The 22890-nt window shown below is 66.1% G+C and carries 25 protein-coding genes and 2 pseudogenes; 8 read left to right on the plus strand and 19 right to left on the minus strand.

Going from position 1 to position 22890, the window contains the following annotated elements:
• The 4 genes from ACLQI9_RS12115 to ACLQI9_RS12130 form a co-directional block, all read right to left on the minus strand.
• On the minus strand, nucleotides 1–1238 hold a 1238-nt coding region (locus ACLQI9_RS12115), incomplete at its 3' end, for a hypothetical protein (RefSeq protein ID WP_442391704.1).
• Between the two features lie 129 nt (nucleotides 1239–1367).
• Nucleotides 1368–2840 (minus strand): MFS transporter, encoded by a 1473-nt coding sequence (locus tag ACLQI9_RS12120; RefSeq protein ID WP_442391705.1) that lies wholly within the window; start codon nucleotides 2838–2840, stop codon nucleotides 1368–1370.
• A 79-nt stretch (nucleotides 2841–2919) separates the two neighbouring features.
• Nucleotides 2920–3414 carry a hypothetical protein gene (locus ACLQI9_RS12125; RefSeq protein ID WP_442391706.1) on the minus strand — a complete coding sequence of 165 codons (495 nt, stop codon included), beginning with the start codon at nucleotides 3412–3414 and terminating at the stop codon, nucleotides 2920–2922.
• 41 nt (nucleotides 3415–3455) lie between these two features.
• Nucleotides 3456–3884, minus strand: a complete 429-nt coding sequence (locus ACLQI9_RS12130; protein WP_442391707.1) for a hypothetical protein — start codon at nucleotides 3882–3884, stop codon at nucleotides 3456–3458.
• 226 nt (nucleotides 3885–4110) lie between these two features.
• Between ACLQI9_RS12130 and ACLQI9_RS12135 the strand changes: the two genes are divergently transcribed.
• Nucleotides 4111–4740, plus strand: coding sequence for a TetR/AcrR family transcriptional regulator (locus ACLQI9_RS12135; protein ID WP_442378249.1), 630 nt, complete (start codon nucleotides 4111–4113; stop codon nucleotides 4738–4740).
• A 17-nt stretch (nucleotides 4741–4757) separates the two neighbouring features.
• On the opposite strand, the pseudogene ACLQI9_RS12140 reads toward ACLQI9_RS12135, so the two are convergent.
• The 6 genes and pseudogenes from ACLQI9_RS12140 to ACLQI9_RS12165 form a co-directional block, all read right to left on the minus strand.
• Nucleotides 4758–5105 (minus strand): annotated as a pseudogene (locus ACLQI9_RS12140) (ester cyclase); the annotation flags it as partial.
• 10 nt (nucleotides 5106–5115) lie between these two features.
• Nucleotides 5116–5874: a DUF6597 domain-containing transcriptional factor gene (locus tag ACLQI9_RS12145; protein WP_442378248.1), complete on the minus strand. Its 759-nt coding sequence runs from the start codon at nucleotides 5872–5874 to the stop codon at nucleotides 5116–5118.
• 6 nt (nucleotides 5875–5880) lie between these two features.
• Nucleotides 5881–8055: an AAA family ATPase gene (locus ACLQI9_RS12150; RefSeq protein WP_442378247.1), complete on the minus strand. Its 2175-nt coding sequence runs from the start codon at nucleotides 8053–8055 to the stop codon at nucleotides 5881–5883.
• Nucleotides 8052–8912, minus strand: a complete 861-nt coding sequence (locus ACLQI9_RS12155) for a CDP-alcohol phosphatidyltransferase family protein (RefSeq protein ID WP_442378265.1) — start codon at nucleotides 8910–8912, stop codon at nucleotides 8052–8054. Before ACLQI9_RS12155 ends, ACLQI9_RS12150 begins: the two co-directional genes overlap by 4 nt.
• A 51-nt stretch (nucleotides 8913–8963) precedes the next feature.
• Nucleotides 8964–9677: a phosphatidylserine decarboxylase gene (locus tag ACLQI9_RS12160; protein WP_442378246.1), complete on the minus strand. Its 714-nt coding sequence runs from the start codon at nucleotides 9675–9677 to the stop codon at nucleotides 8964–8966.
• 29 nt (nucleotides 9678–9706) lie between these two features.
• Complete coding sequence (locus ACLQI9_RS12165; RefSeq protein ID WP_442378245.1) at nucleotides 9707–10633, minus strand: SDR family NAD(P)-dependent oxidoreductase; 927 nt, start codon at nucleotides 10631–10633, stop codon at nucleotides 9707–9709.
• A 117-nt stretch (nucleotides 10634–10750) separates the two neighbouring features.
• Here ACLQI9_RS12165 and ACLQI9_RS12170 point away from each other — a divergent pair, with 117 nt between their 5' ends.
• Both ACLQI9_RS12170 and ACLQI9_RS12175 read left to right on the plus strand, forming a co-directional pair.
• Nucleotides 10751–11227 carry a PH domain-containing protein gene (locus tag ACLQI9_RS12170; RefSeq protein WP_442378264.1) on the plus strand — a complete coding sequence of 159 codons (477 nt, stop codon included), beginning with the start codon at nucleotides 10751–10753 and terminating at the stop codon, nucleotides 11225–11227.
• Nucleotides 11228–11325: 98 nt separating this feature from the next.
• On the plus strand, nucleotides 11326–12777 hold the full coding sequence (locus tag ACLQI9_RS12175) for a PH domain-containing protein (RefSeq protein ID WP_442391708.1): 1452 nt from the start codon (nucleotides 11326–11328) through the stop codon (nucleotides 12775–12777).
• On the opposite strand, the pseudogene ACLQI9_RS12180 reads toward ACLQI9_RS12175, so the two are convergent.
• The 3 genes and pseudogenes from ACLQI9_RS12180 to ACLQI9_RS12190 all read right to left on the minus strand — a co-directional run.
• Nucleotides 12774–12866, minus strand: a pseudogene (locus ACLQI9_RS12180) (RNA helicase); the annotation flags it as partial. The gene ACLQI9_RS12175 and the pseudogene ACLQI9_RS12180 sit on opposite strands and share 4 nt — an antisense overlap.
• A gap of 150 nt (nucleotides 12867–13016) precedes the next feature.
• Complete coding sequence (locus ACLQI9_RS12185; protein WP_442378243.1) at nucleotides 13017–14075, minus strand: alpha/beta hydrolase; 1059 nt, start codon at nucleotides 14073–14075, stop codon at nucleotides 13017–13019.
• Nucleotides 14076–14080: 5 nt separating this feature from the next.
• Nucleotides 14081–15643, minus strand: coding sequence for an FAD-dependent monooxygenase (locus ACLQI9_RS12190; protein ID WP_442378242.1), 1563 nt, complete (start codon nucleotides 15641–15643; stop codon nucleotides 14081–14083).
• Between the two features lie 93 nt (nucleotides 15644–15736).
• On the opposite strand from ACLQI9_RS12190, the gene ACLQI9_RS12195 reads away from it, so the two are divergent.
• The gene (locus ACLQI9_RS12195; protein WP_442378241.1) at nucleotides 15737–16366 is read left to right on the plus strand and encodes a TetR/AcrR family transcriptional regulator; all 630 of its coding nucleotides are present in this window, start codon (nucleotides 15737–15739) and stop codon (nucleotides 16364–16366) included.
• Here ACLQI9_RS12195 and ACLQI9_RS12200 read toward each other — a convergent pair.
• A complete protein-coding gene (locus ACLQI9_RS12200) occupies nucleotides 16363–17103 on the minus strand; it encodes an SDR family NAD(P)-dependent oxidoreductase (protein WP_442378240.1) in 741 nt (246 codons plus the stop codon). The two genes, ACLQI9_RS12195 and ACLQI9_RS12200, sit on opposite strands and share 4 nt — an antisense overlap.
• A 129-nt stretch (nucleotides 17104–17232) precedes the next feature.
• On the opposite strand from ACLQI9_RS12200, the gene ACLQI9_RS12205 reads away from it, so the two are divergent.
• The gene (locus ACLQI9_RS12205) at nucleotides 17233–17712 is read left to right on the plus strand and encodes a VOC family protein (protein WP_442378239.1); all 480 of its coding nucleotides are present in this window, start codon (nucleotides 17233–17235) and stop codon (nucleotides 17710–17712) included.
• A gap of 9 nt (nucleotides 17713–17721) precedes the next feature.
• Here ACLQI9_RS12205 and ACLQI9_RS12210 read toward each other — a convergent pair whose 3' ends face one another.
• Complete coding sequence (locus ACLQI9_RS12210) at nucleotides 17722–18225, minus strand: cupin domain-containing protein (protein WP_442378238.1); 504 nt, start codon at nucleotides 18223–18225, stop codon at nucleotides 17722–17724.
• A gap of 32 nt (nucleotides 18226–18257) precedes the next feature.
• Between ACLQI9_RS12210 and ACLQI9_RS12215 the strand changes: the two genes are divergently transcribed.
• On the plus strand, nucleotides 18258–18959 hold the full coding sequence (locus ACLQI9_RS12215; protein WP_442378237.1) for a M24 family metallopeptidase: 702 nt from the start codon (nucleotides 18258–18260) through the stop codon (nucleotides 18957–18959).
• Here ACLQI9_RS12215 and ACLQI9_RS12220 read toward each other — a convergent pair.
• The 4 genes from ACLQI9_RS12220 to ACLQI9_RS12235 are packed head-to-tail and all read right to left on the minus strand — an operon-like array spanning nucleotide 18932 to nucleotide 21947.
• A complete protein-coding gene (locus ACLQI9_RS12220; RefSeq protein ID WP_442378236.1) occupies nucleotides 18932–19387 on the minus strand; it encodes a hypothetical protein in 456 nt (151 codons plus the stop codon). The genes ACLQI9_RS12215 and ACLQI9_RS12220 overlap by 28 nt on opposite strands.
• 38 nt (nucleotides 19388–19425) lie before the next feature.
• The gene (locus ACLQI9_RS12225; RefSeq protein WP_442378235.1) at nucleotides 19426–20697 is read right to left on the minus strand and encodes a hypothetical protein; all 1272 of its coding nucleotides are present in this window, start codon (nucleotides 20695–20697) and stop codon (nucleotides 19426–19428) included.
• Nucleotides 20698–20985, minus strand: a complete 288-nt coding sequence (locus tag ACLQI9_RS12230) for a hypothetical protein (protein WP_442378234.1) — start codon at nucleotides 20983–20985, stop codon at nucleotides 20698–20700.
• 50 nt (nucleotides 20986–21035) lie between these two features.
• On the minus strand, nucleotides 21036–21947 hold the full coding sequence (locus ACLQI9_RS12235; protein ID WP_442378233.1) for an SDR family NAD(P)-dependent oxidoreductase: 912 nt from the start codon (nucleotides 21945–21947) through the stop codon (nucleotides 21036–21038).
• A 99-nt stretch (nucleotides 21948–22046) separates the two neighbouring features.
• Here ACLQI9_RS12235 and ACLQI9_RS12240 point away from each other — a divergent pair, with 99 nt between their 5' ends.
• Both ACLQI9_RS12240 and ACLQI9_RS12245 read left to right on the plus strand, forming a co-directional pair.
• Entirely contained in the window at nucleotides 22047–22613 is a 567-nt protein-coding gene (locus tag ACLQI9_RS12240) for a TetR/AcrR family transcriptional regulator (protein ID WP_442378232.1), read from the plus strand.
• 186 nt (nucleotides 22614–22799) lie between these two features.
• The coding region (locus ACLQI9_RS12245) for a hypothetical protein (RefSeq protein WP_442391709.1) at nucleotides 22800–22890 on the plus strand (91 nt) is incomplete at its 3' end.

Below are 22890 nucleotides of genomic sequence, written 5' to 3' on the forward strand. Positions count from 1 at the left end.
CAGTGCGCGCGCAGCAGGATGTCGTAGACGGCCGCGCGGCCGGTCTGCACGCCGGTGCGGGGAAGTGGCTCGCTGGTGTCGGGGTCGAGCACGAACGGGATCACCCACGGCGCGACGTGGTAGCGGCCCTGGCTGCAACCCCAGTGAAAGGTGCTCGACTCGGAGAAGCCGTAACCGATCTGGATTCGGTCGACGCCGAGAAAGTCCTTGATGACGTCCATGAAATCGGCTGGCAGCGCAACGCCTTTCATGCCGCCCCCGGTGAGGATCGCCGAGTCGGGGGCGAAGACGTTGCGCACCCCGCGCTCGAGACCGGCCTTGGCGATGTCGTACATCAGGTGGTAGGTGCCCAGCATGAACACCCGCTTGCCCCGCAGCTGGTCGCTGAGCCGGGTGAAGAACGCCTCCAGGTCTTGGGCTTGGCGCGCCTGCATGGCGATGAACTCGTCCTTGCGGGCAGCCAGCGCCGGGTCGATCTCGAGTCGATCCAGTTCGCCGCGGGACGCCGCCGCGCGCATCTTGGAGGCCAGGAACATCAGGTCGGTGTCGATCGCGCCGGGGTAGAGCGCGTGAAATTTCGTTTCGTCACCGCCGGTGAAGCCGCGCTTGATCATGTTGGCGATGCGCAGGTGACCGAGCTTGCCGTTGGCGAAGTTGGGCCAGACGACGTCCACCGAAGGATTGAGTTGTGCCTCGGTGGGTTCTTGCCCGAAGGTTTGGAAAAGGCAGATCTTCCACAGCACCATGCCCTCTTTGGCGCCCCGCTTGTCTTTGGGGAGTATCGAGATGGTGCCGGTGGTGCCGCTGGAGGTGATGACCTCCAGGGGAGTCTGTTCGTCCAGTCGGTCGATCCAGTCGTCGATCCCGGTGCAGCCCGCGGTATCGACATCGGACAAGTCATAGCTGGTCAGCTTGTCCAGCCAATTGGTCATCAGATCGAAGCGCTTCTTGTCGACCAGTGCCGCAGGGTATGACTTGAAGGCGGTGTGCGAGAAGAACAGCGGGACAACGTCGTTGAAGTCGTTGAGTGCGGTGATGCCGAGCCGGTCAGCTAGCTTGCGCAACATCTCGATGCTCTCGCGGTGCTGCTGGAAGCGGATGACCATGGCTTGCCGTTGCAACGCTGCGAGCTCGCCGCGGCTGATGCTGTGCATCTGGGTATAGGACTGGCCGAAGAAGCTGATCGGGTCGTCCATGAAGTCGGTCACCGACCGCGCCGTCTTTTCCGTGACTCTCATTCGGGTCATGGTAGCCCTACTGTGCAGTCATAAGCAAGATTGCAGTTAAGTGCAAATTAATGGGTGTGCTCCCAGGGCGGAAAGCCGTCGGCGCACACTCGGAGGGGCTTCTGCGCAAAAGGGTTGCGCTCAAACCGTATTCGGAGATGGCGCGCTCGACGCCAACTGCGGCACGGGGGCGGCGACTTCATCGGGAACCGGCTCAGCGTGAACGAACGAGTTTCTGATAGCGAGGCCGCCGATGACGGTGCCGATGAAAAACAGCAGCGCGCTGACCTGGAGCAGCCGGGTGAAGCTGGCATCGGTCAGCCTGTTGGCGGTAATCAATCCCACGCAGGCCACCGCGATCAGCGCAGAAGTCCGCCCCGTCGCGTTCTGGATCGCGGCGGCGATTCCGCTGTGCGCGGACTTGACGGCGGACAGATTGACCGCGGTCAGGGGCGTGACGGCAAGGACCATTCCGATGGCCAGCAAAATCCTGCCTGGCAGCACGTCAGTGAGGATGTGGAATCCGTGCGCGGAGGGACGGATGAGCAGCAGTCCCAACCCGGCCAGCGCCGGACCCGTCATCAGGAAAATCCGAGGTCCGATCCGTGCCGCCAGTCCGCCGACGCCGCGGGCGAACAGCAACGACATGATGGGGCTGGGCAAGGTAATCAGACCCGCGGCGGTGGCCGAGTATCCGGCGACCTCTATGAGGTACAGAGCGATGGCCAACGAGCCCATCGTGATGCCGCCGTAGACGAACGCGGTGACTAGGTTGGCTCCGGTGAAATTGCGGGTCGTGAACAGGCCTGGGGGCACCATCGGGTGGCGCGCGCGGCGCTGCCATGCCACGAACGCCAGCAATGCCGCGACCCCCACCACCAACGCAACCCTGACCCGGGGGTCGTCCCACCCCCGGCGACCCTGTTCGATCAGTGCATACACCGTGGCGGTCAGTCCGACCGCCGATAGTGCGGCGCCTGCGACATCGACGCGTGGGCGTTCGGAGGGCCCGGGCATCCGGCGAAGCCAAAACGTCAACGCAAAACCTATGGCCACCGGGATCGCCGACAAAACGTAGATCCAGCGCCAGCCCAGGAAGTCCACGGTCAGTCCCCCCAGCAGTGGTCCGAGCGCAAAGGCGCTGCCGGTCCAGGCCGTCCAGGATCCGATTGCGGCAGGACGGCCCGCGCGCTCGAACGACGAGGTGATCAGCGCGAGCGAGCCGGGCACGAGAAACGCCCCGCCCAACCCCTGGACGAGGCGCCCGGCGATCAGCATCGCCGGGGTGCCCGCCGTGGCCGCCAGCACCGAGCCCGCCGCAAAAGCCGCCAGACCGCAGCGCATCACCGGTACTCGCCCGAACAGATCGGAGATGGCACCACCGGGCAGAACCATGGCCGCAACCGCCAGCAGGTAGCCGTCGACGACCCATTGCTGTGAGCACATGCCCCCGCCAAGGTCACGCTCCGTGGCCGGCAGGGCAAGATTCACGACGGTGCCATCGAGGAAGACGACCATCGACACCATGATGGCCAGCAACATGACCCGTGTCGTCTGCGCGACATCGCGGAATTCCAAGAAACCGATCCCCGGAGGCCGCTGCGCCGTGATCATCCCGGCGGCTCGTTGTTCATGGGCTCTTCTCCTCGAAGGTGGGATAGATTCGGACCACGGGTGTTCATAGCCGACCTGGTTACAGATAGTCACGAGCGAACGGGCCCCACGGTTCAAGCGACCAGCGGATGGCGGCGGCCTCGCGCTCGGCCAGCGACTTCAAGGTGATCAGCTGCTTTCGCATCATCACCAGGTCGCCCAACACGAGAAGACGAGCGAGAAGCGTTGGCCCGCCGAACAAGACGCGCACATGAAGCCGTGAGCCGGGCCCGTCGGGCCGGACCGCGTACGTGACGGCCGCGCCCTTGGCCAGCAACGTGATCTGCTCGTCTGCGACGAAAGACTCCAGCGCGAACAACGTCATGAAGCGTTGTCCGACGTCGAGGTGCAGCAGTTCAGGGTTGCGCACTCGAGGACTGCGGCGACCGAAGTTGTCCAGGATGTCGTAGCTGTAGGGCGCGATGCGCAGCTGACATAGCCAGGCGAACACGATCGGTGCGGGCGCGGCGATGCTGATCGCGCGATCCGCCCGGACGCGGGCGCGTGGACAAAGCGCGTCGCAGGGCAGCGCCACCGTCTGCTCCGACGGTCGCACTCCCCACGTCAAACCCGGGATCACCGGACAGCGAGAATGACGCCACGACGGGCGCTGCGCTGGATCAGCTGCGGCGCCAGGATTCGATGCAGCGGGCCGACGACGAACCAGACTGTGCCTGCGGCGATTTTGTGGTGATAGCGCAGGCGCGTGGTCAGAACTGCGCGCGGGCCATCCTCGCGGTGCAGCCTCAGCTGGCCACACATGAGCGGACCGTCGGCCGCCAGCACGATCTCATCGCGATCCGAGCGGACGATGGTCCAGCCGATGATGTGCTCAGGCGATGAATACGGGCCTAAGCGAAATTGCAAGAGGTGGCTGTGGATCCACAGCACAACATTTTCTCCGGCGCCCGGTTTGTCGGCCAGTGCGTCGCGGAATGCTTGCTCGGCAGTGCGCAGATCGCCGTCGAGGATTGCGCACGCGGGTGCGCTGCGGCGCTTCGGCATCCAACTCGAACACCCACCGGTAGATCGCGAACGGGTGGCGGCCTTTCAACGCGAACCGCGCCGGTGGTTGTGCTTCGTCCAGGACGAAACCGGCGGGCACGGTCGACGGGTCGTGCGGGTCGCGGCACATCACCCGCAACAGCGCCGCACCACGTGTCTTCGCGACTCGCCGCGACAGTTATGGCATGCTCATCGATATAGAGCAAACGTTCCATATAGAAGGATCGTGGCACCCCCGCGGAAGCATGAAACCGATGTGATCCTCGACGCAGCCCGAGCACTCGTGCTCGACGGCGGACCGCGGTCGGCGAGCGTGGCAGCGATTGCCAAAGGCAGTGGTGCGCCCGCGGGCACGCTGTATCACCGGTTCGGCAACCGCAACGGCATCCTGACCGCAGCGTGGTTGCGGGCGCTGGAACGCTTTCAGACGAAGGCGATGGCCGCCGACGCCGATACCGCCCTCGAGTCCGCCGTCACGATGGCCGTCGCCGCCATCGGCTTTGCACGCGAATATCCCGGGGATGCCCGGCTGTTGTTGATGGTCCGGCCGAGCGACTTGCTTGACGGCGAGCCGGATGCGGCGTTCCAAGAGACCCTCGCCGATAGGAATCCGCCGCTTTTGGAGCGGGTGCGAACTTTCGCACGGGAGCTATATGGCAGCAGCGATACGCGGTACGCCGACGCCGTCGCGAGAGCGATTGCCGACCTGCCCTACGCCGTCGTGCGCCGGCACGCTCACGACGACCCCATGCCCGCCTGGTTGGAGGATGACGTCGCCGCGGCGGCCCGCGCGTTGTTGACTAGCTTCGAGCCGAGCTGGAGCAACAAGCCGAGGTCGTCGCGGACAGCGCGATGACGGTTGATCTGGCCATCGGCGATGGTGAAGATGTGAACCTGTTTGTGGGTGATCGGCCTGCCGGTTGGCGCGATGCCGTTGAACGATCCAGTGTGCTGTCCCGTCATGACGGCGGCGGCCATCACCGTGCCTCCCTCGGCGAGGGTCTCCTGGAGTTCGAAGCGCAGATTCGAGAACGTATCGCGTAACCACCGGCTGGTCGCGAGAAACCCTGCGGGGCCGAGCTGTTGGCGTTCGACCTCATCGGGGTCATCCTCGGCTTCCTGGTTGACGAAGTCGGGGGCGATGATTTGTCGGGCCAGTTCCGGGTCACCGGTTTCTATCAGCCGGAATGACGCGCGCGCAATAGCTTTCGGGTCCGTCATGGTCGAAAGGCTAGGACGACTGCCCGTCTGCGGTATTGGACAAAACGGACATGGGAAGTGCTGTGGGAGGCCCGCCCGTCAATGCCAGGCACTCGTTGATCATGTGCGACTGGTCGGCGTATCCGGCCGCCATCGCCAACTGCGACCAGCCGGCCCGGCCATGAGATGCGTGTACCAAATCCAGCAGACGCTGAAAACGAAATACCCGGCCAAGTCGCTTGGGTCCGTATCCGACCGCGGCTTCGAAGCGACGCCTCAGTTGCCGCTCGCTCAGTCCGACCTCGGTGGCCAGCGCCGAAACCGGCTGGTCGGGTTGTGCTCGCAACGTTGCGACCGCCCGCGCGACCGGCCGGTCGACCACCGGGTCGGTCTCTGCGAAATAGATGGCCACCAGGTCCGCGAGCAGCGACATTCGCTGGTTGGGAGTCGTTGCAGCGAAAAGACTTTCGGCGATTCGAGAGCTGGCGACGCCGAAAGCCGAATCGAGGAGGACGCGCATGTCTCTGAACTCGCTTGCCGGGCAGCCGATCACCGCAGCTGCGGCACCGGGTCGTAACCGCAGACCTGCCAGCACGTCCCGATCGCCGGTGGGCAAGTCGTAGAAGGTGTGGGCGGGACCAGCGATCATGACATCGCCTTGTGCGGTCACGAAAACGTCCACACAACCGTCGGGGATCACCCGTATCGAAGGAGTCGCCGACCCCGAGCGCAGCCACCCGCATTCCACGAAGGGCGCAAGTCGTTGGTCAGGGCGAAACTCCCGGTACACGGCGGATCAACGCTCCGCGGCGAAGGCGCCCAGCGAGGCCAGCTGCGCGGGATCCAATGAGGGCCGGACGGTTTCGCGTGCGGCAGCGACGTCGGCGGCGGTGATTTCGGCGGCGTCGACCGAGCGCCGCATCGCGGTGAGCGCGGCCTCGCGCAGCAGCGCCACGCAATCTGCGGCGCTGTACCCGTCCAGGTCGGCCGCCAGCGCAGCCAAGTCAACACCGCGCAGCGGAACCGACTTGCCCGCGGTGCGCAAGATGTCCAGCCGGCCCTGGGCATCGGGCGGTTCGACGAACACCAACTTCTCCAGCCGACCGGGGCGCAACAGCCCCGGATCGATCAGGTCCGGCCGGTTGGTGGCGCCGACGACGACGACTTCGCGCAGCGGCTCGATGCCGTCGAGCTCGGTGAGCAGCGCGGCCACCACTCGATCGGTGACGCCGGAGTCGAAGCTCTGGCCGCGCCGCGGTGTCAGCGCGTCGACCTCGTCGAGAAAAACCAGTGACGGCGCGGAATCGCGGGCCCGGCCGAACAGTTCGCGCACCGCCTTTTCTGAGGAGCCGACCCATTTGTCCATCAGCTCAGAGCCTTTCACGGCGTGCACCGAGAGCCGTCCGGTGCTGGCCAGCGCGCGCACGATGAAGGTCTTGCCGCATCCGGGCGGGCCGTACAGCAGGACTCCGCGCGGGGGCTGAACACCGAGCCGGGCGAAGGTGTCGGGATGCTGCAGCGGCCACAGCACCGCTTCGGTCAGCGCCTGCTTGGTGGCGGCCATGTCGCCGACATCGTCGAGCGTGATCGAGCCGAGCGTCACCTCGACTGCGGCTGAGCGCGACAGCGGCCTGATCACGGTAAGCGCACCGAGCAGGTCGTCCTGGGTCAGCTTGGGCGGCGCGCCGTCGGAACTGGCCCTGGCGGCTGCGCGCAATGCCGCTTCCCGCATCAGGGCGGCGAGGTCGGCGACCACGAAACCCGGTGTCCGGTCGGCGATCTCGCTGAGGTCGAGATCCTCGGTGGGCACCGGTTTCAATAGTCCCTGCAGCAGTGCGGCGCGGGTGGCCGCATCCGGCAGGCTGAGTACCAACTCGCGGTCGCACAGGTCCGGGGCGCGCAGCCGCGGGTCGAGGTTCTCCGGCACCGCCGACGTGACGATCACCGCGACCCGCGTTGCCGCGATCGCTTTGCGCAGTTCGGCCAGGATCAGCGTCGCCACCGGTTCGGCGGTGGCGGGCAGCAGCGCGTCGATGTCGGCGATCAGCAGCACTCCGCCGCCGTCGCGAACTGCTGCCGCTGCCGAGGCCACCCGGTTGAGCCGGTCGTCGGCGGTCAGCGCGCCGACCTCCGGACCGTCGAGCTCCACCAGCCTTCGGTCCACGCAGACAGCGCGCACCAGGGTGGTTTTACCGACACCGGCCGGACCCGACACCAGGACGCCCAAGTTGGTACCGGCACCGAGGGTTTGCAGTAAATGTGGTTCGTCGAGTGCGAGCTTGAGCCACTCGGTCAGCTTGGCCGCCTGCGCGCTGACGCCCTTGAGATCGTTGACCGTGATCGGTGACGTCGTCTTGCCGGCCTGCTCTGGCGCGGGTGCTCCGGCCTGCTGGGCGGGGTTTTCGGCCGGGACGCCGGTTCCCCACGTCACCAGCGAATTCGGTTGCACGCTCACCGGTCCGGCGGGATCAACGTCGGTGACGGTCAACAGCTCCGATGTCCAGCTGATACCGACCGCCGACGCCAGTGCGCGCGTCGCTGCCGACGTCGAGGTGCCCGGTCCCAGGTCGCGTGGCAGCAGGGACACGGCGTCGCCGACGGTCAACACCTTGCCGAGCAGGGCTCGGCGCAGGGTGGGCGGCGGGACCGATTGGCTGGTCGTCGTCGAGCCGCTCAAGGTCACCGCGCGGGCGCCGTACACCGTCGCGGCGGCGACGATGACGGCGGTGTCCTCGCTCAGCCCAGCGTTGGACAGCGTCACGTCGTCCAGCAGAACAGTGCTGACGGGGGTTTGTGGTCCGGCCAGGCCGGCCACCGCCGTCGTTGTCCGCGACCCGGTCAGCGATACCGCATCCCACTCTCGAATGCCAAGGGCGGCAATAGCGTTGGGATGCAGCCGGACAACGCCGCGGCGAGAGTCGACGGCCGAGGTGTTCAGCCGAGCCGTCAGCGCGAGTTGCGGGGGTGTCATGTCCGGCCGATGGGCCTGCGCAGGCCCAACCGCGCCATTGACCGGCGGTTGGGCTGTGCTCGACGGATCGCGCGTCGCGTGGCGCGCCGCTGCTTGGGTTTGTCGCCCCACACTTCGGGATGCGCCGCCAGCCAGCGGTAGCTGTGGACGGAGAACGGGATATGGCAGAGGTAGGCCGCGATCAGCACCATGATCAGGATGTAGGGGAACAGGAACGCCGCCGCCGCGACGATCGCCAGCGCCGCCAGCAGCAGCGCGGCCAGGTTCGGCGGCACCGACACGGCATGCATCTTCCGCATCGGGATCCGGCTCACCACCAGCATCGAGCAGGCCGCCACCCACGCGCAGACGAACCACGGCGACGTCCACCAGCCCGTACCGAACTGCAGCTTGGCGGCCAGCGGGCCGAGCGCCGAGATCGCGCCTGCCGGCGCGGGGATCCCGACGAAAAACTCCCGCGCGAAGGCCGGCTGGCTGGCGTCGTCGAGCAGCGCATTAAACCTGGCCAACCGCAACACGATTGACACCGCGTACAGCAATACCACGACCCAGCCCGCCGGCGACGACGACAACAACGTCACGTAGACCACCACAGCGGGGGCCACCCCGAAGTTCACTGCATCGGCGAGCGAATCGATCTCCTCGCCCATTCGCGACTCGGCGTCCAGGATGCGGGCCACCCGGCCGTCGAGTCCGTCGAGGATCGCAGCCGCGGCGATCAGCGCTATCGCCACATGCGGTTGGCCCTCCAGCGCGAACCGGATCGAGGTCAGCCCCGCACAGATGGCCAGCACGCTCATCGAGCTGGGCAGGATGCGCAGGTTGACCACTCGCCTGCCCCGAGGCTTAGTAATCAGCGCCGCTCCTCCTCATCGCTTCGCTCTGCATCGTCGCCGGCGCGGTAATCATCACGGCAGCTCGGCCAGCACCGTTTCGCCGGCGACCGCCCGTTGGCCGACGCTGACCAACACGAGCGTCCCAGCGGGCAGGTAGGTGTCGAGGCGCGATCCGAACCGGATCAGGCCGTAGGTGTCACCGATCGCCAGCTTGTCCCCCGCATGCACGTCGCAGACGATCCGCCGTGCCAGCAGGCCGGCGATCTGCACGGCGACGATCTCCGCGCCGTCGGCGGTGCGTAGGCGGATGCTGGTGCGCTCATTGTCCTCGCTGGCGGCGGCCAGGTCGGCCGAACCGAAGCGACCCGGCCGGTGCTGCACGGCCATCACTTCGCCGCTCACCGGGGCTCGCTGCACGTGGGCGTCCAGCAGCGACAGGAAGATGCTGACCCGGGGCAGCTCTGCGTTGCCCAGTTCGAGCTCGGCGGGCGGGGCTGCCGAATCGACGACGCAGATCAGACCGTCGGCGGGCGCGACGACGACGCCGGGCCGAGTGGGTGGTACCCGCGGTGGGTGCCGGAAGAACCCGGCGCAGGCAGCGGCGGTCAGCAGGCCGGCCCGTCGCAGCCATCGGTAGCGGCGTCCGGCCAACGCCACTCCCAGCCCGGCCGAGACGAAGGGCAGCCCGGCCGGATGCACCGGCGGAACGGTCGAACGCAGCAACGACAGCAGGCGTTGCGGGCCGAACGTCAGGTTCTGACCGGTGGAGCGGGGGCGTCGTGCCACGCGGTCATCTTACGGAGCCGCGGCGGGTATCAGACCGGATACCTGACCCCGGTCAGCTCTTCGGAGACCTTCCACAGCCGGCGCTGCACGTCCTCGTCGTGCGACTGCTCGCTGGAGGACACCAGCTTGGGGTGGCCACGTTGCTCGCCCACACCGTCGGGTCCGTAGTACTGCCCGCCTTCGGCGTCCGGGTCGGTGGCGGCCCGCAGCGTGGGTAGCGCACCCATCGCCGCGTTCTGAAACAGCAGCGGGCCGAGCAGCACGACGGCGGGTTTGAAAACGGCGGGCAAGTTGCGGGCCAGCTCGGTGTTCGAGGTGCCTGGGTGGGCGGCTAAGGCGGCGGTGGTGGGCTGCTCCCGGGCGGCCAGCCGGCGTTGCAGGTCGTACGTGAACAGCAGGTTGGCCAGTTTGGCTTGCCCGTACGCGGCGACCCGGTCGTAGCGGTGTTCCCACTGGAGGTCGTCGAAGTGGATGGCGGCGCGAATTCGATGGCCCATGCTGCTGACGGTCACCACCCGCGAACCCCGGACCGGCAGCAGGTTGTCCAGCAGCAGCCCGGTCAGCGCGAAGTGGCCGAGATGGTTGGTGCCGAACTGCATTTCGAAGCCGTCGGCGGTGAGCTGCTTCGGCGTCCACATCACGCCGGCGTTGTTGATCAACAGGTCGATGCGCGGGTAGGCCTTGCGCAACGCCGTCGCGGCGGCGCGCACCGAGTCCAGCGAGCCGAGGTCGAGCTCCTGCAACGTCACATCGGCCTGCGGATGGGCGGCGACGATGCGCGCCAGCGCGACGTTGCCCTTCTCCAGATTGCGAACCGCCAACACCACATGCGCGCCGCATTCGGCGAGCACCTCGGCGGTGTGGTAACCGAGACCGGTGTTGGCTCCGGTGACGACGGCGACGCGACCGCTTTGATCCGGCACGTCGGCCGCGGTCCATTTGCCGTTGGAAGTCATGGCCGTAGACGATACCCACTCATAATCGGTGCCGCCGTGTCGGTTCAATCCGTCGCAGGGGTCGGTGGCATTCTCGATGACGTGGACAACCACGATCCGAGCCCGCGGGTGCTGGGCATGGTCGATCCGGCACATCCGCCCAGTCGGCGCGCGCCGCTGCGGTGGGCGATCGGCGGCCTGGTCCCGTGGCTGCTGCTGGCGGGCAGCCAGGCGGTGTGGATCGCTTTCGATCGGCGGCTGTTTTGGCTGCACATTGTGCTTGCCGTCGTCACTGTGCTCGGTGCGGCGGTCTCGCTGGCCGTCGTTCCGGTGTGGCGATATCGGGTACACCGGTGGGAGATCGGCCCGCAGGCGGTGTACACCCGCACCGGTTGGCTGGTCCAGGAAAGGCGCATCGCGCCGATCTCGCGAGTCCAGACCGTCGACACCTATCGCGGCCCGTTGGATCGGTTGCTCGGTCTGGCCAACGTCACGGTAACCACCGCCTCGTCGGCGGGAGCGTTGCACATCGCGGCGCTCGACGTCGCGGTTGCCGACCATCTTGTCGCGCAGTTGACCGACATCGCCGCGATCGGCGCCGAGGACGCCACGTGACGCGCGCCGGCGACGATGCAGAGCGAAGCGATGAGGAGCAGCGGCGCTATGTGACAGCGCCGCGAACGGAAATCGCTTGGCAACGGCTAAGTCCCAGGATGCTGCTGATTCATCCGGTGCACGAATTGCTGCGCGAGCTGCCGTTACTGATTGGGGGACTGGTGCTGGGTTCGACCACCGGCAACCAGTCCTGGACGGTGGCGGTGCTCGCGCTGAGCGTTGTGGTGGGCGTGGCGCGATGGTTCACCACCAGCTACCGCATCGAGGCCGACCCCGAATCGGGCCAAGTGCAACTACGGGCCGGCCTGCTGCACCGCAAGGTATTGTCGGTGCCGCGCAACCGGATTCGTTCCGTGCAAACCGATGCGCGACTGCTGCACCGGCTGTTCGGGCTGGCTGTGCTGCGGGTGAGCACCGGTCAAGAAGCCAGGGGCGAGCACGATTCTGGGGCCTTCGAGCTCGACGCCGTGAGGGTCGAACAGGTTCCGCAACTGCGGGCCATTCTACTGGCCGAGTCGCCGCGGCCGATCGATGCGCCGACTGCGGAGCCTGCGGAGGTGAGCACGGTGTTGGCGCGCTGGCAGCCTTCGTGGTTGCAATATGCCCCGTTGAGCCTCTCCGGGCTGCTCACCATGGCCGCCGCCGTCGGCGTGATTTATCAGAGCGGAGCCATTGAGCCGCTGCAACATTCGCGGCTGGCCAAGTCGGCGCTGGAGGCCGCACATCGGCTGGGTGTGGTGGCCACGGTCGCGGTGATCGCGGGGGTGGTGCTGGTTGCGTCGGTAGTGCTGGCGGTGCTGCGGTCGCTGCTCACTTACCGCAACCTGGTGCTTTGGCGCCGGGCTGACGTCCTGCATCTGCGGCACGGTCTGCTGAGGCTGCGCGAGCGCACTTACGACATGAGCAGGCTGCGCGGCGGCACGCTGCGGGAACCGCTGCTGGTGCGGATCTTCGGCGGCGCCCGGCTGGATGCGGTGATGACCGGTGTGCACGGTGCAGGCGAGTCGTCGGTGCTGCTGCCGCCGTGTCCGCATTCCACTGCCGAAGCGGTGTTGACCGGTCTGGTCGGCGACCCGGACGTCGTGACCGGGCCGCTGCGCGGTCACGGCCCTCGGGCGGCGACCCGACGTTGGACGCGTGCATTGGGGCTTCCGGTGCTGATAGGTGCGGTGCTGGCAGTGCTGGCTGTGTTGGGGACTTCCGTTGTACCCCTGTGGTTGTGGACGGCCTGGGTGGCGGTTACGGCGTGGTGCGTGTTGCTGGCCGCCGACCGGATAACCGCACTCGGCCACCGGGTCGACAGCCGCTGGCTGGTGATGCGGGCCGGCAGCGTGGAGCGACGCCGCGACTGCCTGGCCACGGCGGGCATCATCGGCTGGACCGTGCGGCAGTCGCCACTTCAGCGGCGGGCCAGGGTGGCTACCCTGGTGGCGGCCACCGCCGCAGGCGTCAAGCGCTACCCGTTGATCGACGTGCCGGAAGACCAGGCCTGGGCAGTGGCGGCGCAGGCATCGCCGTGGGTCGCCGACAGCATGTGGGCGAGGCGCTAGGCGGTCAATCCACGCACCGCTTCGATACGCGCCCTGAGCTGTTCGGAGCTGGCCGCAGCGACCGGCGGGCCGCCGCAGAGGCGTGCCAGCCCCGCAAAGCCCGGGTGCTGGGCGCTTCGGTTGCCCGCACCCGGAGACTCCCATCTGGTCGGGATGCAGTCTAGGACAAGCACATCGGGGCGCGCATCTTCCATGACAGCGGCGAGTCGTCGCAGGAAGGCCCGACGAGCGCCGCCTCCTCAGCGCTCCTCGGCGAACTGTGCGGCTAGCCACGCGATTATTTTCGGCACCACCTCGGGCGCCTTGCTCATCGCACAATGGTCGGTGCCCTCGACCAGGTGTACCTCGGTGTTCGGGCGGCCCTGGAAGACCAGGGTGTCCGATTGCGGGATGAAGTAATCGTCGGCGCCGTTGATCACCAGCATTGCCGAATTACGTTGCTGAGCGAGCAGCTCTTGCCGGTTCAGCTGTTCGAGGCCCGCGCCGAGTTCGTCGAGGCTTGGAGAATGGTCCCAGTGCATGGCGTTGCCCAAGATGTCGTGCATGCCGTACGGCAGCTTCTGCACGTTCTCGGCTTCGAAAGCCCCGACGACCGGACCGCCGAGGTCGACGGCGGCGTCGACGATGCCGGACAACCCCGACATCGCGGCGAAGTTGCCGCCGAATGAGACGCCGAAGTGAGCGACCTTGCCATTCCCGAGTGTGCGGGCGTAGTCGGCGAATCCGCGGATCACCTCGTCGGCGTGCTCGTCGAGCGGGATTGCGGTTTCCCCGGTGCCCGGGTGCTCGAATGCCAAGGTGGTCAGCGCGGCGCCCTGGGTGAAGCCGACCCACCACGGGTGGATGTCCATCTTCCAGGTGTCCACGCCGCCACTGGCGATTAGCACCGGCCGCCCTGCGTACTCGCCGTCGGCGGAGTACAGGTGCACGGGTACCTCGATGCTGCCACCGCGGTAGGGGACCGTGATGATGCGGCGCTCAAAGGCGAGCGGGAAGTCCTTGGCCGCCAACTCGAATTGCTCGAGCTGGTGCTGCATGGCCGTTACCCGCGCCGGATCGGCCAGGCAGGGGAACTTTGCGCGGCCATAGGTCAGCGATGCCAGGTAATGGTCGCCGCGGTCGGCGTATTTCTCGGCCAGCCGGGACCACTCGTAAACCCAGCCGCCGGGAGCATCGGCCCACATGTCGGTGGTGGCGGCTCTGACGGACTCGATCTCGTCGAGCGGGATGCCGAATTTCTCGAACTGATGGGTGCGGTCGTCGAACATGGCCGCGGCATCGATGTCGTAGGTGTACATGATGTTCAGCTCCTGATCTTGGCGAAGTAATCGGCGATCGTTGTCGTATCCGCGAGTGCGGCGATGGCTCCGATGTAGTCGTCCGGCCGGATCACCACGCGCCCACCCCTCTTGAGCCCGAAGCGCTCTGCCGCAACGCCTTTCGGGTCTGCGATGACGGTGTCGTATCCCGCGACGGGGACGTCATCGCCGGTCACCAGCACCTGCACCTGTCCGGGGCCTCCCGCGGCCGGTGCCACCTGCCCGGCGGCAATGGTGAGCACGACATGACCCAACGTCTGCGCACGGCACTCAGCCCGGAGTTGCTTCTGCACCGCCTCATCGGCTAAATGCGGAACATGTTGGCCGGCAGAAACTTTGGCGTGCTTTGGGCGGCGTCCCACCGCGATCGGGCTGTTCTTATAGGCGACGTTGACCTCTTCGACGGTCTCGGCCATAAGTCGCCGCGCCGCGGGAACCCGGGAAAGCATCCGCACCACCACATCGCGGATTCGGCGCGGCGCACCGGATAGCGTGCCGGCCTTGGTGAGCCGGTTAGTGAACGTGATGACGCCGTCAGCCACCGGGGCACGCTCGGCCTCGTAGCTGTCAAGGAGCGTGTCCCCGGCGTCGCCGTTGATTACCGCGGCCAGCTTCCACGTGAGGTTGAACGCGTCCTGCATGCCAGTGTTCATGCCCTGACCGCCGGCCGGGCTGTGGATGTGGGCGGCATCGCCGGCCAGGAAGACCCGACCCCAGCGGTACGCCGGAACCCGCGCGTGGTGAATCTCGAAACTGGTCAGCCAGTGCGAGCTCAACAACCGGATGCCGCCGATCCGCCGATTCAAGATTTCCTGGAGGTCATCCAGAGTGGGATGCATATTGAGCGGAGTGCAGGGCGCGTCGTGCACCTCGGCGAGAAACCGCATCCGCCCGTCGCGCATCGCCAGCACGACCACCGGCCCATCGGGCGCCAAGAAGGTATGCATCGAGTCCCGATCCAAGCTGTGCTCAGCGTCGACGTCACCGAGCAGGAAGCGTTCGCCGACGAATGAACCAGCGAGCTTGGTACCGACCATCTTTCGCAACGTGCTGTGCGCACCGTCGGCGCCGATCACCCAGGAGGTACTGACTCGCTCGGTTGATCCGCCCGTCCGCAGGGTCAGATGCACTCCGTCGTCGTCCTGGCTCACCGCGACCAACTCGGCACCGCGCTCGACGGTGACCCCGAGTGACTCAAGGTGCTCGCCGAGCACGCGCTCGGTTTCGGTCTGTGCCGTGGTCAATGTGAACGGGAATGCGCTGTCCACCTCAGCGAACGGGACGCGGAACAGCTTCCGGCCCCCCGCATGCATCTGCATCGCGATGGCTTTGACGCCGGTGCCCAGCAGCTCGTCCACAAGGCCCATCCGATCGAACATATCCAGGCTGCGGGCGTGCACCGCGATCGCGCGGGACTGATCGGTGGGTTGTGCCAACTTGTCAATCACCCGCACCCCGACGCCGCGGCGGGCGAGTTCGCAGCCCGCGACCAATCCGACGGGCCCGGCGCCGACGACGATCACATCGGGATTTTGGTTGATGCTCATAGTGGGGTCCTTTTTGCTGGTCGTTGAGACTAGTCTCACGCTACGTTGAAACTAGTCTCAACGCAAGAGGAAATTCACGCTATGATGAAACTCATGCCGAAGAGATCGATAACACCCGGTCCGCGTGATGAACGCGGGGTGCTGGCCGCGCGAATCGTGGCGGCCGCCCGCGAGGAGTTCGCCGAGCACGGCTGGGCCGGCACCACCCTGCGGGCGGTCGCACGTGCGGCCGACGTCGACCCCGCGCTGGTCTACCACTACTTCGGATCGAAAGAAGGCCTGCTCGACGCCGCGACGAACCCACCGCAAAAGTGGCTGGAGAGCATCGCCAAGGTCTGGACCACGCCGATGAACCAGCTCGGCGGCGCGCTGATCACGTTGTTGTTGGCCAGCTGGGCGGACGACGAGATCGGGCCCACCCTACGGGCTGTTCTGCAGACTGCCGCGCACGAACCGTCCACCCGCGAAAAGCTGCGGCGCATCGTCGAGAGCAGCCTGATGGGGGTTTCAGAGCTCGGCAGCGACGAGCACAACCGGCTGGTCCGTAGCGGGCTCATCTCGTCGCAGATGATGGGCTTCGCGCTGATGCGTTACGTGTGGAAAATCGAGCCCATCGCCTCGATGACGGACGACGAGGCGATCGCCGCGATCGCCCCCAACCTGCAGCGCTATGTCAATGGCGACCTGGCGGCGGGGCGCCGGAAGGCTGAATTCGGGCGCTAGCCGGCACCCTTGCCGTTGTCGACCCGATAGACAGCGCCATGGATGGCTGCCGCGGCGTCACTGGCGAGGAATGCGATCACGTTCGCTACATCACTGGGCTGCATCATCCCGCGCGGTGCGGCCGTGCGCATGATCAGGTCGTAGTTCGGGTTATCCGGCGCGCTGAACTGTTCGAGTTGCGGTGTGAGCATGCCGCCCGGGCATATTGCGTTGACCCGCAGGCGATCCGCGGTGTACTCCACCGCCAAAGCACGGGTAAGCCCAATCAGCCCATGCTTGGCAGCGCAGTAACCTGCCGAGTACGCCTGGCCCTCGACGCCGGCGATGGAGGCGACGTTGACGATATTGCCGCCTCGTTCCAAAAGGTGCGGCAGCGCAGCCCGGCACAGATAGAACGGCCCGTGCAGGTTGACCGCAAGATCTTGGGCCCAGTCATCGTCGGTCATCGACTCGGTGCGGCGCATCTGGTGTCTCCCGGCGACGTTGACCAGGACGTCCAGACCTCCGAACTCACCGACGCATTGTTCAACCCCGTCGCGGCAGGCCTGGGCCGAAGCGATGTCAACTGATGCGTATGCACCACGTTCCACGCCCGCGAACACGTCGGCCAAGCGCTCGGTATCGCGACCCATGCCGAAAACCGTTGCGCCCTGGCGAGAAAGCAACTGGGCCGTTTCAGCACCCAGGCCCGACGACGCACCTGTCACTAACGCAACCTTGTCCTGCAGTGCAGCCATAGCAGTTCTCGTCCTTCTTAGTCACGCGCGGACGCGTCGTGCCAGTTTCCCACGGGCCGCTCGATTGATTCGGGGCTGATCGGCTGGTATTGATGACACCCTGACCGCAGCTTTGACATTGTTCAGATCGTGATTACCGGATTGGCCCATACCGGGGTGTGTGTGCCCGACTGCGAAGCGGCGGTGGCGTTTTATCGCGACGTGTTGGGCCTACGTGTGCTGTCGCCGCCCTACGTGATGGCCGGTGACGCGATTCGCGACGACATGGGCCAGTTGGTGTCCGATCCCACCATGAAAGCGGCCATCGTCGGCTTCGACGACGGCGGAGATCGTGTCCTCGAGGTGATCGAGTATCTCGGCGTCGCCGGCGGCGATCAGCGCAGCGCCGCGGCCATCACCGACCACGGGTTGTCGCACGTCGGGCTGGTCTGCGAGGACCTCGACGCCACCCGAGCCCAACTCGAGGCGAACGGGGTGCGCTTTCTTGTCGACGGCATCGCGGACGTGGCCCGAGTCCGCACGACATGGTTCGTCGACCCGTGGGGTGTGGTGTTCATCCTCGTCGAGAAGAGCAAGCCGGAGCGTCCCTACTTTGCGCAGTGGGGCTGAAGCCGGCGTCTACTGCACCCAGTAGTTGTCGTGGCGGATGAACCACTCTCGGCGTTCGTCGTCGGTCATGTCTGCCAGCGCTGAAAACCCTTCGAAGTAGGCCTCGCGCGGCGCACCGGGTGCGAACAGCATCAGGACCGATGCCGGTTCGTCGGCCTCGTTGCGGAAGCCGTGGATCCCGCCCGGCGGCACGTAGAGAAAGTCGCCTTGATGGCTATCGAGCCAGTCCCCATTTTTTGAGCCGTCATAGAGCTTCATGGTTCCGGAGAGCACGAAGAACGCCTCGGACATGGCGCGGTGGAAATGCGGACCGGGCCCGCCTCCGGCCGGAGAGATGTCGACGCGGTAGAGGCCATAGTCGCCGCCGGTGGCTTGCTGATTGGCTAAGTAGTGGTACTTGATTCCGTAGGTCTCGTAGTCCGGCGGCTCGTCAGATCGCTTGAGCCATGCGCTGACCTCAGGCTCGTCCTCGGTGTAACGGGGCGGCGGGTAGGGCGGCACCACGAGCGACATCAGTGCTCCGTTGGGGTCGTAGCATCGTTGCTGTGCAGAAGCCTGTCGCCGACGAAAATGCCCGCGCGGAAAAGCTTCTTGATGCCCAGGATAAGGCGGCGCAACTGTTCGACGAGATCGAGCGACGCGCGATGATCCGCGCCGGTATCGGTGAGCAGGACTTGTCGGACGAGATTCACAAACTGGCCGGAGAGCTGTTCGGGGTGACGCGGCACTGGCATCGGCGGATCGTGCGAGCCGGTGAGAACACTCTCCAGCCGTTCCGTGAGCACCCACCGGACCGGGTCATCGCCGATGACGACATCGTGTTCCTCGACTTCGGTCCGATTTTCGAGGAGTGGGAGGCCGATTTCGGGCGCACGTTCGTGCTGGGCGACGACCCAGACAAACACGCCGTCCGCGACGCGCTGCCACGGGTGTGGCAGGCGGGCCGCGACTATTTCGAGAACCACCCGGATGTCACCGGCGCCGAGTTGTTCGACGTCTCCGTCGAGGTGGCTCGTGCCGAGGGCTTCGGCTGGGGCAGCCATATCGCGGGCCACCTAGTCGGGGAGTTCCCGCACAAGAAGATCGCCGGGACGGCCACTGAGTGGTACATCATGCCCGGATCGACCAAGCCGATGCGGCGCACGGACCTGAGCGGCCGCCGTTGTCACTGGATCCTCGAGATCCATCTGATCGACACAGCCCGCCGATTCGGTGGCTTCTACGAGCAGTTGCTCGACTTGCCCTGAGCTTCGCGTTGGCGCTTCATCGCCTCAACTTCGGCGTAGGTACGGCGGCCGCCGTTGTCGGGGAATAGCGCACCTCCCAGACCAAAGCGGCGAAGTTTTCGCTGGATTGAACGCATCAAAGGGACTGCTAGTTCATCTCGGCAGCTGTATGTGAAGTCAATTCCCGAGCCGATCATGTCGCTTCCCCAACACATCTCGGTAAGCAACTGTGCACGCGCCCAGTCCAATTCAGAAAGCGGGTATCTCCTCGCGATGGCCATTCTGAGCCGGTCCAACAAGTCTTCGAACTCGTCGTCCGTCGACACGCCGAGAATCTTGATCGGAAAAGGCTTATAGCTGGCGGTGCCGCCGAACTCGGTGAGAGCGGTCTGCATAAAGTCTCGCTCGTCGTCGGTCATGTCGATCGCGATGAGCCCGGGCTCGGTCATCGGTTCAGCCTAATTAGGTGTACATCAAGTGGATTCATTTATTCTTCGAACTCCTCTGGATCTTCACCTAGCACTGGCATGCGGTGGATGCTGTGTGGTGGATGGACGAAGTGGGGCCCGGTCGCGGGCGAATCCCACGGTAGTCCGGGACCGAAGGGCAGCTCCGGCAGGGCCGTGCCGCCTTCGCCGGCGCCCGGCGAGGGCTTAACGGGCGGTGCGGCCGGCACCGGCGCACGCGGCGGTGGTCTGAGCGGCGCAGGTTGTCCGCCAGCCCGCGGCGGGCCGGCAGGCCGTGGCTCAAACCGGTTGGGCGAGAAGGAGCCGACGCGGTCTTTGATCTTGGGCTCTGTGTTGTTGGCTTGGTTGCCCGTGATGTAGTCGCTTCCGTTTTTAGGTTTGAAGACTGTGCCGCCGTCGGAACCTCTAGCTTCGCCTGTGGGGTCGAATATCACGGCGGTATTTGTTTTAGGGTCGTAGATGACGGGCGCGCCGTCGCTTCTGCTATTGCCAAGTATCAGGCCCTTCGGATTGCTAATGCTGTCTTGCATCATTTGGTGGACCAGGTCGGCCAACTGGTCCGGAGTCAAGTCCGGGAAATCCTTTAAGTGGTATTTAGCGTCCAAGGCGTGCCCGTAGGCGATCTTCTGTGCAGCCCGCATCAGCGGGTCTTGGCTCCAGCCGCCCGGTGGCGGATCAGGCGGTGGATTCGGAGCGTCCTTGAACGTGTTGTGGTCGACGGCCTGGACGTGATTTCGCGTGTCGTCGAGGTCGGTCTCGCCGAAGCTGAGGTTGTCGATTCCTTCAGTGGCGGCGGTGATCCGGGTGCCGAATTCTTGATCGGTGGCGACGAGAGCGGCGACGCGGTGACGGATGAAAGCAGCGTGCTCTTCTGCTTCTGCGAGTCGTTCCGTCCTGAATGCGGCTGAGCCGCTTCGAAAGCGGTCGGTGACAGAATAATCCTCACCGACCACAAAGCCGTCCCGCTGCGCATCCCGCACCGCGTCGAGCACTTCGTCTTTGCGGGCCTGAAGCTGAGCGTCACCCTGGCGGGCGACCTCGGCGGCCTCAAGCAACTGAAACGCCGCGCCGCGGACCTTGATCATGTCAATGTAGGCGCGCTCTTGCCCCGCCGTCGCTGCCTCACCTATCCACGGGCTGCCCGCGGGAGTCGAAATCTTCTCGTGGACTTCGGTGAAGACCTGGTCCCACAGATTGCCGCTGTTGGACCAATATTTCTGCGCCTCGCGCAGATACGTGGTGTCTAGGCCCTGGACTTCCGACAAGCCGGGCAGTCGTGCGGCGTCGGGCATTCAGCTCACCGTCGGCGCAGGTAGCGCGAGAAACCTTGCCGCAGAGCCGGTTTCGTTATCGGTGAACCGGGCAGCGGCCGTGGTGAGCTTGGCCGCCGTCGCCTGCACCCGCAACGCGCACCTCATGCCGGTCGCTGCGATCCGCGCGTGAGTAGCATCGACCGCCGCCGCGCTGATCAGTCGTGACGATCCCGCCGCCGGTGGACTGTTGCTCGCCAGCTTTCCCGCCAGAGCCTCACTCGAGCCGGCCTCCACCCGAAGCCCCTCATCGCTGACCGCTAATTGCATGGGCAGAGCGTAGGGCCGACGTCGCTTCAACACACTTCACCTTGGTCGGCTTAGGTGACGGGATACACCACCCCGGTGAGCTCCTCGGAGACCGCCCACAGCCGTCGCTGCAGGTCGACGTCGTGCGACTTGCGGCTGGACGACACCAGCTTTGGATAGCCACGCGTTTGCGCGAAGCCGTCGGGTCCGTAGTACTGCCCACCCAGCACCCCCGGGTCGGTGGCGGCACGCAGGCTGGGCAGGGCGCCCATGGCCGAGTCTTGGAAGAGGGCTTCGAGCACGGGGTAGACGGCCGCAGCCAGCCGAGGCAGGTGGCGTATCAACTCGGTGTTCGAGCCGCCGGGGTGGGCGGCCGCGGCGATCGTCGTCCCGTGCGGGGCGAGCCGTCGTTGCAGTTCGTAGGTGAACAAAAGGTTGGCCAGCTTGGCTTGCCCGTAGGCCGAGACCCTGTTGTAGCTGCGCTCCCACTGCAGATCGTCGAAGTGGATGTCGGCGCGGATTCGGTGGCCGATGCTGCTGACCGTCACGATCCGTGAACCGGCAACCGGCAAGAGCTTATCGAGCAGCAGACCGGTGAAGGCGAAGTGGCCGAGGTGGTTGGTGCCGAATTGCAACTCGAAGCCGTCCTTAGTGGTCGACTTCGGTGTGTACATCACGCCGGCGTTGTTGATCACCAGGTCGATGCGGTCGTGATCGGACCGCAGTTGCCGCGCCGCGGCGCGGATGGAGTCCAGCGACGTCAGGTCGAGCTCCTGGAGTGCAACGTCGGCGCGGGGACTTGCGGCGGTGATGCGGGCAACGGCGTCCTTGCCCTTCTCGAGATTGCGCACCGCCAGCACAACGTGTGCGCCGTGCTCGGCAAGTGCACGCGCGGTCTCGTACCCGAGGCCGGTGTTGGCTCCGGTGATGACGGCGACACGACCCGTCTGGTCGGGAATGTCGGCGGTGGTCCACTTGGCCATGCGAGGCTCCTCAGTTGTAAGGTAAACGGGGCGAGCGCTCCGGTTGATGTCACTATACGGAACGCGCGCCCCGTTTTGTCAACCAGTGGGTGACGTGAGATGGCTCAACCAATACCCCGGCTGCGCGCCGACGCGGCGCGGAACCGCGCCCGGGTGCTGGAGGTCGCCTACGAAACCTTTGCGGCCGAGGGCTTGTCGGTGCCGATCGACGAGATCGCCCGCCGCGCCGGAGTCGGCGCCGGAACCGTCTACCGTCACTTCCCGACCAAGGAGGCGCTGTTCCACGCGGTCATCGCGGACCGAATGCAACGTTTTATCGACGACGGGCACGCGCTGCTGGAATCCGCCGGGCCCGGCGAGGCGATCTTCAGCTTTCTGCGCTCGATGGTGCTGCAGTGGGGCGCGACGGACCGTGGCATGGTCGAGGCGCTGGCCGGTCTCGGCATTGACATCGCGCAGGCCGCGCCGGACGCCGAGGATGCATTTTTGGCCATGCTCGACGACTTGCTCCGCGCCGCCCAGAATGCGGGCACCGCGCGTCGAGACATCGGCGTGCGCGAGGTGAAGTCGATCCTGGTCGGATGCCAGGCGATGGAGGCCTACAACTCGGAGTTGGCCGAGCGGGTGACCGACGTCGTCGTCGACGGTTTACGCGCACCGCGATAGCCACTGACCTGTTCTTGCACTCGGCATAGGCGAGTGCTAAGAATGACGTTGGCACTCGCGACCGGTGAGTGCTAGGTCGGGACGGTGAGGCCGGGGCCGCGCCAGCGGGAGACACCCACAGCCGTCCGTCGCGGGCACTGCACCCGGCCAAGACGTGTCATCCCCAATCGGAGGAATCACTTCGCAATGGCCAAGCAAATTGCGTACGACGAAGAGGCCCGTCGCGGCCTCGAGCGGGGCCTGAACGCCCTCGCCGACGCGGTAAAGGTGACGTTGG

Source organism: Mycobacterium sp. (assembly GCF_052143115.1).
Classification (GTDB): Bacteria; Actinomycetota; Actinomycetes; order Mycobacteriales; family Mycobacteriaceae; genus Mycobacterium.

Coding starts and splice junctions, on each gene's coding strand:
- ACLQI9_RS12120 (WP_442391705.1), bottom strand. CDS start 2,840: ATGATCACGGCGCAGCGGCCTCCGGGGATCGGTTTCTTGGAATTCCGC.
- ACLQI9_RS12130 (WP_442391707.1), bottom strand. CDS start 3,884: ATGCCGAAGCGCCGCAGCGCACCCGCGTGCGCAATCCTCGACGGCGAT.
- ACLQI9_RS12150 (WP_442378247.1), bottom strand. CDS start 8,055: ATGACACCCCCGCAACTCGCGCTGACGGCTCGGCTGAACACCTCGGCC.
- ACLQI9_RS12165 (WP_442378245.1), bottom strand. CDS start 10,633: ATGACTTCCAACGGCAAATGGACCGCGGCCGACGTGCCGGATCAAAGC.
- ACLQI9_RS12170 (WP_442378264.1), top strand. CDS start 10,751: ATGGTCGATCCGGCACATCCGCCCAGTCGGCGCGCGCCGCTGCGGTGG.
- ACLQI9_RS12175 (WP_442391708.1), top strand. CDS start 11,326: ATGCTGCTGATTCATCCGGTGCACGAATTGCTGCGCGAGCTGCCGTTA.
- ACLQI9_RS12185 (WP_442378243.1), bottom strand. CDS start 14,075: ATGTACACCTACGACATCGATGCCGCGGCCATGTTCGACGACCGCACC.
- ACLQI9_RS12190 (WP_442378242.1), bottom strand. CDS start 15,643: ATGAGCATCAACCAAAATCCCGATGTGATCGTCGTCGGCGCCGGGCCC.
- ACLQI9_RS12195 (WP_442378241.1), top strand. CDS start 15,737: ATGCCGAAGAGATCGATAACACCCGGTCCGCGTGATGAACGCGGGGTG.
- ACLQI9_RS12200 (WP_442378240.1), bottom strand. CDS start 17,103: ATGGCTGCACTGCAGGACAAGGTTGCGTTAGTGACAGGTGCGTCGTCG.
- ACLQI9_RS12210 (WP_442378238.1), bottom strand. CDS start 18,225: ATGTCGCTCGTGGTGCCGCCCTACCCGCCGCCCCGTTACACCGAGGAC.
- ACLQI9_RS12220 (WP_442378236.1), bottom strand. CDS start 19,387: ATGACCGAGCCCGGGCTCATCGCGATCGACATGACCGACGACGAGCGA.
- ACLQI9_RS12225 (WP_442378235.1), bottom strand. CDS start 20,697: ATGCCCGACGCCGCACGACTGCCCGGCTTGTCGGAAGTCCAGGGCCTA.
- ACLQI9_RS12230 (WP_442378234.1), bottom strand. CDS start 20,985: ATGCAATTAGCGGTCAGCGATGAGGGGCTTCGGGTGGAGGCCGGCTCG.
- ACLQI9_RS12235 (WP_442378233.1), bottom strand. CDS start 21,947: ATGGCCAAGTGGACCACCGCCGACATTCCCGACCAGACGGGTCGTGTC.
- ACLQI9_RS12240 (WP_442378232.1), top strand. CDS start 22,047: ATGGCTCAACCAATACCCCGGCTGCGCGCCGACGCGGCGCGGAACCGC.